Raw genomic sequence first — 15,048 nt, 5'->3', positions numbered from 1 at the left:
GACAGGGAGTTCGGCCATGAGCCTTAACGTGGATAGTGCCGCTGTGGCCTTTACCTTTAAAGGCGGCATGCTGCCGATGACCGTCATGGAGCTAAGTAGCGCTGATCCGGAGCGAATCCGGCAGCAGTTGGCTGGCAAACTTTCCCAATCACCTGCTTTCTTTCAGCATACACCGGTTGTGCTCAGCGTGGAAAAGCTGGATGAACCGCACTTAGCCCTTGAACGTATTTGTGCCGTGTGTCGTGACCATAAGCTACTGCCGGTCGCGGTACGCGGTGGCACCGAGCCTGTGCGTCAGTCTGCCTGGGCGCTGGGGTTGGGATGGTTCCCGCCGGTAGAAGAGGGGCGCGCGCGGGTACTTGAAAGTGTTACTAGTTCGCCAGTGCATGAAGTGACCCGCGAAGAAACAGAAGTGAGTGAAGCAGAAGCGCCTGCGATTGCCACTCGCCTATACCGGGGTACCGTTCGCTCGGGGCAACAGGTGAGTGCTTCTGAAGGCGACCTGGTCGTGATTGGCGCGGTGAATGCCGGTGCAGAAGTGTTGGCAGCCGGCAGTATTCACGTATATGGCGCCCTGCGAGGACGTGCTCTAGCGGGCATCCATGGCAATACTCATGCGGGTATATACTGCCGTGAATTGGAAGCTGAGCTGCTATCAGTGGCGGGGAATTACAAACGATCTGAAGATATTGACCCGCAGCTTTCAGGGCGTCCAGCAGAAGTTCACTTTACAAAAGAGCAGCTTGAGATTAAGCCTTTAGGATAAGGTGTTTTCATGAGGGCGCGTTGATCTTCATGCCTAGCGACGCCGATGACTCGATCCGTTACAGTACGGCATGTTTGATGACATTGATGTTCCCGTTATGTGCAGAGCGCCAACTGACTCGCGCTCGCGACGAACGACTTCAAGAAGGAAGTGAATCTTGGCCAAGATAATTGTAGTGACCTCTGGTAAAGGAGGGGTCGGCAAAACCACCAGTGCGGCGGCAATTTCCACAGGGCTTGCGCTGCGCGGTAAAAAAACCGTCGTCATCGACTTTGATGTGGGTCTTCGAAATCTCGATCTCATCATGGGCTGCGAGCGGCGTGTGGTATATGACTTAGTCAACGTTATTCAAGGCGAAGCGGGGCTTAATCAAGCGCTGATTCGTGATAAGCGCGTTGAGAATTTGTTTATTTTGCCGGCCTCGCAAACCCGCGATAAAGATGCATTGACCCAGGAAGGCGTTGCGGAAATCCTGGAGAAATTGCAAGAAGATTTCGATTTTATTCTATGTGATTCCCCGGCAGGTATTGAACGCGGTGCTCAACTGGCGATGTATTTTGCCGATGAAGCCATTGTGGTTACCAACCCTGAAGTGTCGTCAGTGCGTGACTCTGACCGTATTTTAGGGTTGCTAGCCTCTAAAACCCGCCGTGCGGAGCAGGGCGAAGACCCTATTAAGGAGCACCTGCTGGTCACTCGCTATAATCCAGAGCGAGTCACTTCCGGTGATATGTTAACGCTAGACGATATTCGCGAAATTTTAGCGATTAATCTGCTGGGTTTGATTCCTGAGTCAGAGGCCGTTCTGCGTGCTTCTAACCAAGGGGTGCCCGTCACCCACGATATATCGAGTGACGCTGGTCAAGCTTATAGCGACACCGTATCGCGCCTACTGGGCGAGGACATGCCACTGCGTTTTCACGAACTGCAGCGTAAAGGCCTGCTTAGCCGCATGTTCGGGGGAGGTCGTCGATGAAACTACTGGAGTTCTTGAAGCGTGAGCGCAGGAAATCCGCCTCGGTAGCCAAAGAACGTTTGCAAATTATTGTGGCGCATCAGCGTAGTCAGCGCGGCCAGCCTGACTATATGCCATTGCTTGAGCGCGAACTGCTTGAGGTTATTCGTCGTTATGTACATGTGGACGACGACGCCATTCAGATTTCGCTGGATAGCGAAGACAACTGCTCTGTACTCGAGCTGAACGTTACGCTTCCGAAGAGCTGATCTTAACAACTGAATACGCGGCGAAAGGGGTGGCGGGTGTGCTAGGCTTGGGCTTTTCATTGCCCAGCGGAGTGTTTGTTCATGGCGCCACCCAATGCTGCCTCTGCCAGTTTTCTTTGGCATGATTATGAAACCTTCGGGGCTGACCCGCGTCGCGACCGGCCCGCACAGTTTGCCGCGCTGCGCACTGATGCCGATCTCAATGAGATTGGTGAGCCCATTGAGCTTTATTGCAAACCGGCCGATGACTATTTACCCCATCCTGCGGCCTGTTTGATTACCGGCATTACCCCCCAAAAAGCCCAGCGCCATGGTCTCCCCGAAGCTGAATTCGCGGGAGATATTCAGCGCCATATGAGTGAGCCAGGCACCTGCGTAGTCGGCTACAACAGCCTGCGCTTTGATGACGAAGTGTCCCGCCACCTGTTTTACCGCAATCTGCTCGACCCTTATTCCCGCGAGTGGCAAAACGGCAATTCCCGCTGGGATTTGATTGATGTGGTGCGCGCTTTTTATGCGTTGCGCCCTACGGGCATCGAGTGGCCGCTGCGTGAAGATGGCGCACCCAGTTTTAAGCTTGAGCACTTAACGGCAGCGAACGGCATTGCCCATGAAGGAGCTCATGACGCAGTGGCCGATGTGCGCGCAACAATCGCCTTGGCGCGTCTTCTCAAAGAGCGCAATGCGAAGCTGTTTGATTACTTGCTCGGCCTGCGCGGTAAGCGTGCGGTGGCTAAACAGCTCGACTTGCCCAATGCCAAACCGCTACTGCATATTTCCCGCCGTTATCCCGCTAGCCGTGGCTGTAGCGCCCTGGTGATGCCGTTGGCTGAACACCCGACCAACCCCAACGGGGTCATCGTTTACGACTTAAGCGTTGATCCCGGCGATATGCTTAGTATGTCGGTGGAACAGATTCGTGGCCGTGTGTTTGTAAGCCAGCAAGATTTGGCAGAAGGCGATGTACGCATTCCGCTGAAAGTGATTCATATCAACCGCTGCCCGGTGGTCTTTCCTGCCAGTGCCTTAAAAGATGTTGATGGGCCGCAAAAAGGTGAGTATGGCTCTATCGTTGAGCGTTTAGGCTTGGATGTGACGGCCTGTCGGCAGCATTGGAAAACCCTACGTGATGCCAGCGGTGTGGCTGAGAAGGTCGCAGAGGTATTTAACGCAGGCTATGAAGATGCGCCGCAAGACCCTGATCTAATGCTCTATTCTGGCAGCTTCTTTTCCGCCGCTGACCGCCAGCAGATGGAGCGTGTGCGTGAAATGGAGCCGTGGGACTTGGTGGGGCAGCGTTTTGCGTTCCAAGATCCACGCTTGGAAGAGATGCTGTTTCGCTTTCGTGCGCGTAGCTACCCCGACACCTTGGAAGGCGAAGAGCGTGAGCAGTGGGAGGCGTATCGCTGGATGCGCATTAATGACCCTGCGCTAGCGGGCTTTACTTTAAAGGCGTTTGCGCGGGAGATCGCTCAGTACAATCAGCAAACGCTTACTGATCGCGAGCGGCAGATTCTGGAAGAACTGGTCATGTTCGTCGAAGCCATGATGCCAGCTCAGGCGTTTGACGCCTGAGCTGCTATCAATAACGAGCCGTTACGATTAAGTGTTACGGGGTGGCTTGCTGTTCATGCACGCTGGGCAGTGGTGAACGGGCCTCCCGATAATCGCCGACATCGCTGGGTTCATCGCCTGGATTAAAACGCACGTCTAGCATGTGTTCGCGTAGCGATGGCCAAAGGGCTTTGATGTCATCAAGGCTAACGTTAAGCACTAATTCCGCCAGTTGGTCGCGGCGGTCAAAGCGCACGTCTTCCAACGCGGTGGCTTGCCAATAACGGTTGGCCATGCCCGCAAGGCTGGTATCGCGCTGGCGCAACTGGTCGTGAACTGCCTGGCGGTAAGGCGCTAAGTCAGCGTCGCTGAGTTGTTCAAGTCGTTGGTTAGCCTCATCAAGAAACACATCCATGCGTTCGGCAATGGTGCCGCTGTCTACGTCGGGTGATTGCACCATGAGGGCAATCCCTGGCGCTTCGAGCAGCGGCGAATAGCCGGCGTTGACGATGTAGCCGAGCTGCTGCTCGGTGCGCAGCTGCTGGTAGAACGGTGTTTCCAGCCACTGGGCGATCACGGCGGTGGTGGCTTGCTCCTCTGGGGTCTGGTCGCGACCTTGCAAATAGCGCAGTACCAAGGACTCGTCCCGCGTGCTGTGAGGGTGCAGCACGCGGTGCTCCTCACTGGCCGCAAGGGGGGTTAAGTTAGCAATGGCGTCGCGGGTTAGCCGTGGCTTGAGCGTGGCGCGCATCAGCTGAGTTTGTTCACGGGCCAGGTCAGCATCCAGGTTGCCCACCGCCATAGCGTCGACGTACAGGTCATTTAGAAAGCGCTTGCGAAAATTTTCCAGGTGCCCCCGATCAAATCGCTCGCTGGCGGCGAGAAGCTCTGCGTTAGACCACTGCGGTGTGAGCAGGGCTTCGCCTAGCGTACGGCTGGCTTGGCCGGTGAGCGACGCCTGGGGCGCGTTGCGCCACTCCCGCTGTAGCTGATAGCGCACCCGCTCAAAGGCGCTGTCGCTGATCTCTGCGTGCGCTAATTGCTCAAGGGCTTTTTCAATTAGCGGGGTTTGGCCATCACGCCAGCCCGAGAACGACAGCGTCATCCCCCGGGCGTGAGGGTAGGCGCTAAACGACTGCCCCGCTAGCCACGCTGGGTAGAGGGATTCATTCAAGCTGTCGTTGAGCCAGCTGGCGAGCAGCCGGGTGAGTACTGCTTCTTCTGCAGAGTAGCTGGCGGTGGGATTTTGCAGGCTAACGCGCCACTCAACTGTCGGGGTGTCGAAGCGTTCATCCTGCATATGCCAGGCGCTAAACGATGGCGTATCGACCAGTAGGCTGGGGCGCTCATCCTGGCCCTCTTGCAGCGTTAAATCGCTGGCAATAAAGGGGTTGGGGCCAGGGAGCTCCAAGCCACTCAGTACCTGACCTGGCTGGTCGGGTACTTGCTCTTTCCACTGAGTATTAAACCACGGTGAGACGGTGTCGCTTTCGACATCCGGCGCTGAGTAGAAGCGCAGCATGTTATCCGGCGTTAGGGCATCCAGGTAAGCCTGCTGGCGCTCAGCGTCTGGGCCATCCATGCGGTAGGCCGCGTACTGCACGTCTTCTACCGGGTAGCGCGATAGGCTCATGGAGAGGCGTGTGGCTTCCTGCTGCGGGGCGCCATGTTGCTGGAAGCGGAAGGCCTGTTCATTGAGGTCTGCTTGTTCCTGGTAACGCCAATCAGCGAGGCCGTCGTTGCGCAGTTGCTCGATGGCCGCAAACAGGGTGGCTTCAATATCGTCAAGGCGCTCGGCGCCTGCGGGCGTTAGGCTGATGGAGACTGTGAACAGCGCTTGGTTGCCATCACCGCGGCCAACGCCGGCGGAAAGACCGTCGGCCAGTCCAGCATCGCGCAGTACGGCGAGCAGGCTGCCTTCACCCTCATCGCCAAGCAGGTGAGCGATTACCTGGGTGGGTTTTGTGCGGTAGTCGTCGGTGGGGTCGGGTACCGGGAAGTAGAAGCGTAATTGACGGCGATCCTGCAGCGACTGACGCTCGATATAGTGGGGGAGCGTGTCTGAAACAACCAGCGGCGCGTCAATCGTCGGCACGCTTAAGTCGTTGTTGGGAATATCGGCAAAGCGTTCGGCTACCAGCTCTTCCAATTGATCCAGCGGCTGCGGCGCCACAATCGCCAGGTTCATCACATTGGCGTCGTAATGCTGGTGATAAAAATCGATCACCCGCTCGCGCAGCGTGGCTTCGCCTTCCGGCGGGCTGGCCAATGTTTCCCGGCTACCCACCGCAAAGCCGGTAGTGGGGTTGTCAGGGTTGAGCAGTTGGTTGAGCACATCGTTTTCGCGCCGGGATTCGTCGCGAATGCGCGCCATATACTCCGAGTGAACGATATTGCGCTCGCTCTCCAGGTGGTCGGCGTTAAACAGCGGTGAAAGGAAAAATTCGCTGAAACGGTCAAGCGCACCCGGCAGCGCCGACGGCTCAATATCAAAGAAGTAATTGGTATCCTGCTGCGCGGTAAAGGCGTTGTGGGAACCCGCATTATTGGAAATGTAGCGCTGGTAGCCGTCGGATTCTGGGTAGGGTTCGGTGCCTAGAAACAGCATATGTTCGAGAAAATGCGCTAATCCCTGAAGATCATCGGGATCTTGGGCGCTGCCGACCCGTACATTCATCGACGCTGCCGCTTTGTCAGCTTCTGGGTCGCTGACCAGTAATACATTGAGGCCATTTTCAAGCGTCAAAACCCGGTAGTCGCGGCTGTCATACGGGCTAATGATCGGGGTGACTGTATCAGCAATGGCGTCGGCAACGGCGTCATCATTCGCGGCGAAGGCGATTGGCATCATCGCGATGCTGGCAATAACGCCAAGCAGTGCACGCTTGGGGAAAAGCCGCCGGCGGGTTAAGCAAGGGGATCGCAACATTACAGCTCCTGAGACACAGCCCATCGCAGCATCGACCCGGTGGGGTGGGCACAAGCCGATGACTGATAGGCGGGATTATTGACATATTTAGATACCGGAAAAGCGCCCAACAGTTCCAAAGGGGCGGGCGCTAGTAGTGAATTAAGCGTTTCAGTATCGGTATCGGGGTTGAGCCAGGTGGATAGCGCATGATTGGGAATCACCACCGGCAGGCGATCCGTTAGTGGTGATAGCAGAATATTAGCGGGCACGGTAATCAAGGCAGTGGAATCGGTGAACGCCGTTAAGGTGGTGTGATAGCGGCACCACAAAGCGCCCAGCAGTAGCGGTGCCCGGGACACCTGAGTCACTAAAAAAGGCTGTTTGCTGCGTGGCTGGGTTTTCCATACATAGAAACCGCTGACCGGAATAACGCAGCGGCGTGCAACGAAAGCATCGCGAAACATCGTCCGAGATTCCAAGGTTTCAGACCGGGCGCAGTGCGGTGCGTGATCCAGCACTTCCAGCCAAGGCGGCGTAAGGCCCCAGAAAACTGACGAGAGCCGATATTGGCCCTGCTCAAGGCGAATCGCCGAAATGGGCCGTCGAGGTGCTAGGTTCGGGGATTCTATCAGCGGGTCCTGAAGATCAAGTGTTGGCAATAAACGGGTTAGCGGTAAGTTTTGCACATGCAGTCGTCCCGTCATGCCTGTCTCCTTAAGCAAAATCGTCGTGGAAGTGGCCCTGGATGTGAGGAATTCGCGCAATTAAGCACGAATTGTAGCGTTTTAGTGTCGAAAACAGTGTTCGATGTAAGGTATCCTATAGTAACCCTTACTCCCGCTAAAGTGCAGTGAGGCATTCCTCCTCGTTTGCCGTTGACCTTAAGAGATCGCCATGGCCCGTCCTAGACAGCATGCGCCCGATGCCCTCCATTCGCAGGTCATGCACGCTTGTGATGAGTGGTTGGCTGAGCAGCCAGTCCATGGTCTTTCACTGCGTGCCCTGGCCAGGGAAGTCGGCTGCGCCCCCAGCACGCTACTCAAACTATATGGCAGCTTCAATAACTTGCTGCAGCACGTCAATGTGGAGACGCTGGCGCGCCTGCAGCACACCATTACTAGTTTAGTGGATGATGATCCTGAACCATGGTTACGTTCGTTAGCCCGTGCCTACTGGCTTTTCGCTGAACAAGACTGCTACCGCTGGCAGTTGCTTTTCGATTACCCGTTAGCCAAGGAAGGTGAACTTGATCAGCGCCAGAGCGATTTGATCGAAGCGCTGTTTACCCAAGTAGAAGCGTCGCTTAAATCCTACCAGCCAGCGCTGGATGATCTCGAAGCCCGCCGTTTGGGGCGCACGCTGTGGGGCAGCGTTCATGGTTTAGTCCAGCTAGGGCTTAATGAGCGATTGGGCTATTGGCAGGGTCAGCAATTAAAAGTAGATGAGCTGCTGGATCAACTGATGAGTACCATTCTGGCGGGTCTGCGCCATCGTGAGGCGGCGACGTGAGTGGGTGGGACAATGCGGCTCGCCAGGTGCTGCGCTGGCTGATTTTTATCTCCATGCGCCTTTGCTACCGGCTGCAGGTTCATGGGTGCCACCATATTCCTAAGCATGGGGCGGCGCTGGTGGTGTGTAACCACGTAAGCTTTATGGATGCCTTGGTGCTCGGCGGTGCTAGCCCTCGGCCGCTGCGCTTTGTTATGGATCAGCCGATTTTTGATTCCCCTTGGCTGAAGTGGTGGTTCCAACTGGTCGGCGCTATTCCCATCGAGTCTGATCGGCGCAGCCCCGGCGCCCTCAGGCGTGCCTTGGATGACGTAAGCGCAGCCCTTCGTCAGGGCCAGGTCGTGATGGTATTCCCTGAAGGCAGGTTGACCCCGGACGGTGAAATTCACGCTTTTCGCCGTGGCTTGGAGACAATCCTGGCGCGGGATGATGTGCCGGTAATCCCTGCTGGATTGGCAGGCTTGTGGGGTTCCTGGACGTCTCACCATGGTGGTAAGGCGCTGAAGAAATACCCCAAGCGGTTTCGTGCGCCGGTCAGCTTGCACTTCGGCCCACCGCTCAATCGTCTGGATGCCGATGATATGGCGCTGCGGCGGTTTCTTGAGGCAAGAGTAAGAGCGTTAAAAGCGGTGGCTGACCAGGATCTGGCCAACCGCCATTAACTTGCCTGTAACTGACTAGCGGCGTGGCAGGCGTATTTTTTGCCAGCAGCGTGCCGAGGTAATGAGATTGTCTCGGATCTCTAGAATCTCCATGCGCATATTGTCGATCTGCAGGCATGCCGGGCCTTCCGGGAAAGCTTCAAGGTGTTCAAGGATTAGCCCGTTAAGCGTCTTGGGGCCATCGGTAGGTAGCTGCCAGCCGAGCATCTTATTAATCTCTCGAATATTGGCGGTGCCTTCGATCACATGGCTGCCGTCGTCCTGCTGGTGAATCTCTTCATCTTCAGAGACATCGGTGGTGAACTCACCAACGATCTCTTCGAGAATATCTTCCAGCGTGACCAAGCCCTCAACATCGCCATACTCATCTACCACGATGCCAATGCGCCGCTTCTGCTTTTGAAAGTTGAGCAGTTGGGTATGGAGAGGTGTCGACTCGGGAATAAAATAGGGCTCGCGGGCTTCCTGAACAATGGATGCTTTGGTGACTTCATCCCGAGAGAGAAAGCGTGCCGCATTACGCAAATGCAGCATACCGATAATATTATTGATGTCGCCTTTATAAACCGGCAGTCGGGTGTGCTGACTGGTACGAATCTGAGTCAAAATATCTTCAAGCGTGTCATCCAGGTCGATACCCAAAACCTCATGGCGGGGCACCATAATGTCATTTACGGTGACGTTCTCAAGGTCAAGAATCGACAGGAGCATGGCGCGGTGACGGTAGGGAATCAACGTGCCAGCTTCGTGAACCACCGTGCGCAGTTCATCACGCGTTAGGCTGTCACCGCCGTTATCGACGCTTTTAACGCCCACTAGCCGGAGCAGGCCGTTAGACATCACGTTAACCAGCCATACCAGCGGGTAGAGCATTTTCAGCAGCGGCTCAAGGGCATAGGACGTGGGGTAGGCAATCCGCTCGGGCTTAATCGCGGCGTAGGTCTTCGGCGTCACTTCGGCGAAAATCAAAATCGTGATGGTCAGCAGGGCGGTAGAGATAGCAGGCCCTGATACGTCACCAAAGAAGTGAATGGCAATAATGGTCGCAATTGAGGCCGCCAGGTTGTTGACGAAATTATTACCGATCAGGATAACGCCAATCAGGCGGTCTGGGCGTGTGAGCAGGCGCATGACCCGTTTGGCTCTGCGATCTCCGCTGTTGGCTTGATGGCTCAAGCGGTAGCGGTTAATCGACATCATGCCGGTTTCAGAACTGGAGAAGAAAGCAGAAAGCACTATCAGTAAGGCTAGCAGGCCGAACAGTAACCCCAGGGGGAAGTCGTCGCTCAAGTCGAAAAGTCCTTTGTGGCGGATTAGGCTCGATTTGTAGAAGGTAGCGAGTGGTGTGTCAAGACAACCAAAGGCGTGGTCACGCCCCCGTTAGTGATTGAGCCGTTATCTGTTGAGCAGTATCTCAAGTACGAACTTACTGCCAAAGTAGGCTAACACCAGCAAGCCGCATCCGCCCAGCGTCCAGCGGACGGCACGCATGCCGCGCCAGCCAAAGCGGTAACGGCCAACTAACAGGGTCGTGAATATTACCCAGGCCAATAGCGAGAGTACGGTTTTGTGCGCCAAATGCTGGGCAAAGAAGTTGTCCAGAAAAATAAGCCCGCTCGCGATGGATAGGGTCAATAGAATAATGCCCGCCCAGACCAGCTCAAAAAGTACCCGTTCCATCGTGGTTAGCGGCGGTAACGACTGCACAATGCCGCGAATATGGTGGTGGCGTAACGCCTGGTTCTGTAAACCGACCAGCACCGCCTGAACGGCGGCGATCGCCAGCACGGCAAACGCCAGGGCTGAGCTTATCGCATGTAATAAAATGCCCGGTGTAAGGCCGGTATGGCCGCCCTGATTCGGTAGCCAAGTAGCGGCAAGTAGTGCAACACCCGCCAGCGGAAAGAGCGCAATACCGGCGTTAAGCACCGGTTTAAACAAGCTGGCCACCAGCACGACGTTGACAGCCACCGCCATTAATAGCGTGGCGCTAGTGGTAAAGCCTGGAAGCAGGCCAGGGGATTGGCCGACTAATTTGACCACCACAGGAATATGCAGCAGTAGGCCCAATACGGCGAGCAGGCGCACCATGCCCTGGCGGGGAGGCACACGCCGGAACAGCGTCATGCCCTGCCAAATGGCCGCGGCAACATAAAGAACAAAAGCAATCGTGGCGAAAGGGAGCGCCTGCATGATGCTATCCGTGCGCCTTGCAGCGCGTTGCTGTGAATAAATAAACGAATTAAGTGTGATTGCGACGAGAATCTATCCAACTACTATAACGAATCCAAGCGGCGTCGCCCAGCAGGGCAAACGTAGGAAAATAGGTATGGCGCTCAATGCACCCCATGGAGACTCAAAGCATGAGCGCGTATAATCTTTTTACTAATGAGTCCAGGGCGTGCGCGCCAACGGCAGTGACGGAGGCAGAGAGGCCCCATGTTCCAGAATCTAAGTGAGCGTCTTTCCCAGACGTTAAAGTCGATTAAGGGTCAGGCTCGCCTGACCGACGACAATATTAAAGATACCCTGCGCGAAGTACGCCGCGCACTGCTTGAGGCCGACGTAGCGCTGCCGGTTATCAAGGAGTTTATCGAACGCGTGCGCGAGCGGGCGGTCGGGCAGGAAGTATCCAAAAGCCTGTCGCCAGGCCAGCAGTTCGTCAAAATCGTCCAGCAAGAGCTGGAAGCGATTATGGGCGAAGCCAACGACGGCTTTGTGCTTAAAGGCTCCCCCGCCGTTGTGTTAATGGCTGGTTTACAGGGTGCGGGTAAAACCACCTCTGTGGCCAAGCTGGCCCGCTACCTGCGCGAACGCGAGAAAAAGAAAGTCTTGGTAGTGTCTGCCGACGTTTATCGACCGGCGGCCATCGACCAGCTTGAAACCTTGGCCAAAGAGGTTGAGGTAGATTTCTTTCCTTCCCGCTCTGACCAGCAGCCGGTCGCGATTGCCGAAGCGGCTATCAAACACGCCAAGATTCAGTTTCACGATGTGGTGCTGATCGATACCGCCGGTCGTCTGGCGATTGACGAAGCCATGATGGCGGAGATCCAGGCGCTGCATAAAGCAGTCTCGCCTCAGGAAACGCTGTTTGTCGTCGACGCCATGACCGGCCAGGACGCCGCCAATACCGCCAAGGCATTTAGCGAAGCGTTGCCGCTAACCGGGGTGATCCTCACCAAGGCGGACGGTGATGCTCGTGGTGGCGCGGCGCTGTCGGTACGTCACATTACCGGCAAGCCCATTAAGTTTATGGGTGTCGGTGAAAAGGTTGACGCCCTAGAGCCTTTCCACCCAGACCGGGTTGCCTCGCGCATCCTGGGCATGGGCGACATGCTGTCGTTGATCGAGGAGGCCGAGCGCACCGTCGATAAGTCCAAAGCCGAGAAGTTGGCCAAAAAGGTCAAGAAGGGTGATGGCTTTGACCTGGAAGATTTTCGCGACCAGCTCCAGCAGCTCAAGAAGATGGGTGGTATGGGCGGCCTAATGGGCAAGTTGCCGGGTATGGGGCAGATGGCTGAGATGGCTCAAGGCCCTGGGCCTGAGAAAGAGCTGGGCAAGTTGGAAGCGCTAATTAACTCCATGACGCCTAAAGAGCGCCGCAAGCCCGATATTATCAATGGTTCGCGCAAGCGCCGCATTGCCTCGGGTGCCGGCCTGCAAGTGCCTGATCTTAATCGTCTGCTCAAGCAGCATAAGCAGATGCAGAAGATGATGAAGAAAGCAGGCCAGAAGGGCGGCATGCAGAAAATGATGCGCGGCATGTCCGGCATGATGGGCGGCGGTGGCCCAGGCGGGCCCGGAGGAATGGGCGGACCCGGCGGTATGGGTGGCCCAGGCGGATTGCCGCGGCGTTAAAACACTAACAGTAACGTGCTGATGCGCTTGGTGAGGTTGACGGCCTGTGAGTTTTCTGGCTGTCAGGCTTTCCAAGCCGAGCGCATTTGCGTAGAATGCGGCCTCTTCATGCGTGGGTGTTGCCTAAAATACGTTAAAAACGTAGCGGTAACAGTCTCAGTGAAGGCCTTAATGGTACTAAGCATGCCTTATGCGGGCTTAGCGCCAAGAAAACAGCACGAAGAGTGTTCCGATAGCGGTTTGCGCTAACAACACACTCTCGTAACCTCAACCGAAGGATAGTTATCGTATGGTTACCATTCGTTTGGCCCGTGGTGGCGCCAAGAAGCGTCCCTTTTACCACTTGACCGTTACTGACTCTCGTAACGCCCGCGACGGTCGTTTCATCGAGCGTATCGGCTTCTTCAACCCGGTTGCCCGTGGTCAGGAAGAGCGTCTGCGCGTTGACCTAGATCGCGTTGTTCACTGGCAGAGCCAAGGCGCCCAGTTGTCTGGTCGTGTTGCTGAGCTGGTTAAAGAAGCACGCAAACAGGCTTAAGCCTGCATTGTGGGTTCTGTAGTGTGACATTAGATGAATGCTGGGTTAGCTGAGGTCGTCAATGACGCGTTTTGAAATAAGCCAAACTGACGACACGCATGTGGTGCTAGGCAAGCTGACTAGCCCTTATGGGGTGAAAGGTTGGCTCAAGGTGTACTCCTACACTAGCCCGATGGACAGCATTCTCGAATACCCAGAATGGTGGGTGCGCCAAGGTGAAACCCTTAAGCGCATGAGCATTGTTCAGGGGCGTCGACAGGGCAAGGGAATTGTAGTGCAGCTTGAAGGGGTCGATGACCGTAGTGCGGCGGAAGCATTAGCCCAAACGGACATTCTGATGCCCAAAGAAACACTACCTAAGCTTTCTGACGGCGAATACTATTGGCATGAGCTTGAAGGCATGACGGTCTTCACTCAGGCCGGCGAGCGGTTAGGGCGGGTAAGCTACCTGTTTGAAACCGGCGCCAACGATGTCATGGTGGTTCGCGGTGATTCAGACGCAATCGACAAGCGCGAGCGACTGCTGCCATTTTTGCCAGATGATGTCATTGTTGAAATCAGCTCCCAAGAGGGCCGCATGGTCGTCGATTGGGACCCTGAGTTTTGACCAAACTTATGAACAGTTTGAGTAATGATGCATCTTCCGGCTCAACTGAGTTGGATAGTGGCAACGCTCCGGCAGCGGAGAGTGAAGCAGTAGCGCCTGCAATGTGGATTGGTGTGGTGTCGTTGTTTCCCGAAATGTTCGACGCGTTAACGCAACAGGGCGTGGTCGGGCGAGCGGTAGAGAAACAGCGTGTCGCACTGGAGTTTTGGAACCCGCGGGATTACGCCACTGACCGCCATCGTAGCGTAGATGACCGCCCCTATGGCGGTGGTCCAGGGATGTTGATGAAAGTCGACACCCTGCGCGCAGCGATCTTTGCAGCCCGGGAACGGGCGCAGCAAGCCACCGGCTTAGTGCCGACGGTGATCTACCTCTCGCCCCAGGGGCGTAAGCTGGATCAGCAGGGCGTTCAAGCACTGGCTTCCGCCGGGCCTTTAGTGGTCGTGGCAGGACGCTATGAAGGCATTGATGAACGCGTGGTGGAGAGTGACATCGATGAAGAGTGGTCGATTGGCGACTATGTGTTGAGCGGCGGTGAGCTGCCAGCAATGGTGCTAATTGATGCAGCGGCAAGGCTGATTCCCGGCGTGCTGGGCCATCAGGACTCCGCTGTCGAAGACTCGTTTAATGACGGTCTGTTAGACTGCCCGCACTATACTCGTCCCGAAGTCATTGACGGGCGCCAAGTGCCGGATGTGCTGTTAAGCGGTAATCATGCAGCCATCAAGCGCTGGCGGTTAAAGCAGTCGCTAGGCCGTACATGGCAGCGTCGTCCCGATCTGTTGGAAGGGCGACCGTTAGACGCCGAACAGCGCAAGCTGTTGAACGAGTTTATCGAGGAACACGCTCTGTCCACTCATTAGGCCAGAGCGGCGGTGCAGGGCGAAAAAGCGCACCTGTGTCACCCATAACGACTCCCGCGTAGCTCGTTTCGAGCGCCGGGATCACGGCTTCCGCCACCCATGATTGAGCGGTCAAGCCAACACGTTATTCAGGAGTATGATGATGAGCAGCAAAAGCAAAGTGATCCAGGCGATCGAATCTGAGCAAATGGGCAAGGAAATTCCTGCCTTTGCCCCCGGCGACACTATTGTCGTTCAGGTAAAAGTAAAAGAAGGTACTCGCGAGCGTCTGCAGGCGTTTGAAGGTGTGGTCATCGGTAAGCGTAACCGTGGCCTGAACTCCGCTTTCACCGTGCGTAAAATTTCTCACGGCGTTGGCGTAGAGCGTACTTTCCAGACCTACAGCCCGCTGGTTGACTCAATCGAAGTCAAGCGTCGCGGTGACGTGCGTCAAGCCAAGCTTTACTACCTGCGCGAGCGCAGCGGTCGTTCTGCACGTATCAAGGAAAAGTTGGCTTAAACCGCCACTGTTCCCAAGGCGAGCGCGGTACTTTGATCTGCGTCTCGCCTGGATACC

At 55.9% G+C, this 15,048-nt stretch carries 15 protein-coding genes; 11 read left to right on the top strand and 4 right to left on the bottom strand.

Annotation, left to right across the window (positions count from 1 at the left end):
* The first annotated feature begins 16 nt into the window (after nucleotides 1-16).
* The 4 genes from minC to sbcB all read left to right on the top strand — a co-directional run bounded on the left by minC (nucleotide 17) and on the right by sbcB (nucleotide 3,565).
* Nucleotides 17-766 carry a septum site-determining protein MinC gene (gene minC / locus HZS80_RS05425; RefSeq protein WP_035564994.1) on the top strand — a complete coding sequence of 250 codons (750 nt, stop codon included), beginning with the start codon at nucleotides 17-19 and terminating at the stop codon, nucleotides 764-766.
* Nucleotides 767-923: 157 nt separating this feature from the next.
* Complete coding sequence (minD, locus tag HZS80_RS05420; protein WP_179915379.1) at nucleotides 924-1,742, top strand: septum site-determining protein MinD; 819 nt, start codon at nucleotides 924-926, stop codon at nucleotides 1,740-1,742.
* Nucleotides 1,739-1,990 (top strand): cell division topological specificity factor MinE, encoded by a 252-nt coding sequence (gene minE / locus HZS80_RS05415; RefSeq protein ID WP_035564989.1) that lies wholly within the window; start codon nucleotides 1,739-1,741, stop codon nucleotides 1,988-1,990. Before minD ends, minE begins: the two co-directional genes overlap by 4 nt.
* Nucleotides 1,991-2,071: 81 nt before the next feature.
* Nucleotides 2,072-3,565, top strand: coding sequence for an exodeoxyribonuclease I (sbcB, locus tag HZS80_RS05410; protein ID WP_179915378.1), 1,494 nt, complete (start codon nucleotides 2,072-2,074; stop codon nucleotides 3,563-3,565).
* A 34-nt stretch (nucleotides 3,566-3,599) separates the two neighbouring features.
* Here sbcB and HZS80_RS05405 read toward each other — a convergent pair whose 3' ends face one another.
* Together HZS80_RS05405 and HZS80_RS05400 are read right to left on the bottom strand one after the other, a co-directional pair.
* Entirely contained in the window at nucleotides 3,600-6,473 is a 2,874-nt protein-coding gene (locus HZS80_RS05405) for an insulinase family protein (RefSeq protein ID WP_179915377.1), read from the bottom strand.
* A complete protein-coding gene (locus HZS80_RS05400) occupies nucleotides 6,473-7,159 on the bottom strand; it encodes an SOS response-associated peptidase (RefSeq protein WP_035564983.1) in 687 nt (228 codons plus the stop codon). The genes HZS80_RS05405 and HZS80_RS05400 overlap by 1 nt, the downstream gene beginning before the upstream one ends.
* Before the next feature lie 190 nt (nucleotides 7,160-7,349).
* Here HZS80_RS05400 and HZS80_RS05395 point away from each other — a divergent pair, with 190 nt between their 5' ends.
* The gene (locus tag HZS80_RS05395; RefSeq protein WP_008958733.1) at nucleotides 7,350-7,964 is read left to right on the top strand and encodes a TetR/AcrR family transcriptional regulator; all 615 of its coding nucleotides are present in this window, start codon (nucleotides 7,350-7,352) and stop codon (nucleotides 7,962-7,964) included.
* 53 nt (nucleotides 7,965-8,017) lie between these two features.
* A complete protein-coding gene (locus HZS80_RS05390) occupies nucleotides 8,018-8,626 on the top strand; it encodes a 1-acyl-sn-glycerol-3-phosphate acyltransferase (RefSeq protein ID WP_218927599.1) in 609 nt (202 codons plus the stop codon).
* 15 nt (nucleotides 8,627-8,641) lie between these two features.
* On the opposite strand, the gene HZS80_RS05385 is transcribed toward HZS80_RS05390, so the two are convergent.
* Together HZS80_RS05385 and HZS80_RS05380 are read right to left on the bottom strand one after the other, a co-directional pair.
* Nucleotides 8,642-9,916 (bottom strand): HlyC/CorC family transporter, encoded by a 1,275-nt coding sequence (locus HZS80_RS05385; protein ID WP_179915375.1) that lies wholly within the window; start codon nucleotides 9,914-9,916, stop codon nucleotides 8,642-8,644.
* A gap of 105 nt (nucleotides 9,917-10,021) precedes the next feature.
* Nucleotides 10,022-10,819, bottom strand: a complete 798-nt coding sequence (locus HZS80_RS05380; protein WP_035564976.1) for a cytochrome C assembly family protein — start codon at nucleotides 10,817-10,819, stop codon at nucleotides 10,022-10,024.
* A 246-nt stretch (nucleotides 10,820-11,065) separates the two neighbouring features.
* Between HZS80_RS05380 and ffh the strand changes: the two genes are divergently transcribed.
* The 5 genes from ffh (at nucleotide 11,066) to rplS (ending at nucleotide 14,991) form a co-directional block, all read left to right on the top strand.
* Nucleotides 11,066-12,484 (top strand): signal recognition particle protein, encoded by a 1,419-nt coding sequence (ffh, locus tag HZS80_RS05375; protein WP_035564973.1) that lies wholly within the window; start codon nucleotides 11,066-11,068, stop codon nucleotides 12,482-12,484.
* 289 nt (nucleotides 12,485-12,773) lie between these two features.
* Nucleotides 12,774-13,022, top strand: a complete 249-nt coding sequence (gene rpsP / locus HZS80_RS05370; protein WP_007111767.1) for a 30S ribosomal protein S16 — start codon at nucleotides 12,774-12,776, stop codon at nucleotides 13,020-13,022.
* 61 nt (nucleotides 13,023-13,083) lie between these two features.
* Nucleotides 13,084-13,629 carry a ribosome maturation factor RimM gene (gene rimM, locus HZS80_RS05365; protein WP_008958728.1) on the top strand — a complete coding sequence of 182 codons (546 nt, stop codon included), beginning with the start codon at nucleotides 13,084-13,086 and terminating at the stop codon, nucleotides 13,627-13,629.
* Nucleotides 13,630-13,730: 101 nt separating this feature from the next.
* Nucleotides 13,731-14,492 (top strand): tRNA (guanosine(37)-N1)-methyltransferase TrmD, encoded by a 762-nt coding sequence (gene trmD, locus HZS80_RS05360; RefSeq protein ID WP_179915408.1) that lies wholly within the window; start codon nucleotides 13,731-13,733, stop codon nucleotides 14,490-14,492.
* A 142-nt stretch (nucleotides 14,493-14,634) separates the two neighbouring features.
* Nucleotides 14,635-14,991 carry a 50S ribosomal protein L19 gene (gene rplS / locus HZS80_RS05355; protein WP_008958726.1) on the top strand — a complete coding sequence of 119 codons (357 nt, stop codon included), beginning with the start codon at nucleotides 14,635-14,637 and terminating at the stop codon, nucleotides 14,989-14,991.
* The last annotated feature ends 57 nt before the right edge of the window (nucleotides 14,992-15,048 follow it).

It is taken from the genome of Vreelandella glaciei, from assembly GCF_013415125.1.
Classification (GTDB): domain Bacteria; phylum Pseudomonadota; class Gammaproteobacteria; order Pseudomonadales; family Halomonadaceae; genus Vreelandella; species Vreelandella glaciei.
The sequence above is the reverse complement of the archived record's forward strand: the minus strand, read 5'-3'. Positions and strand labels throughout refer to the sequence as shown.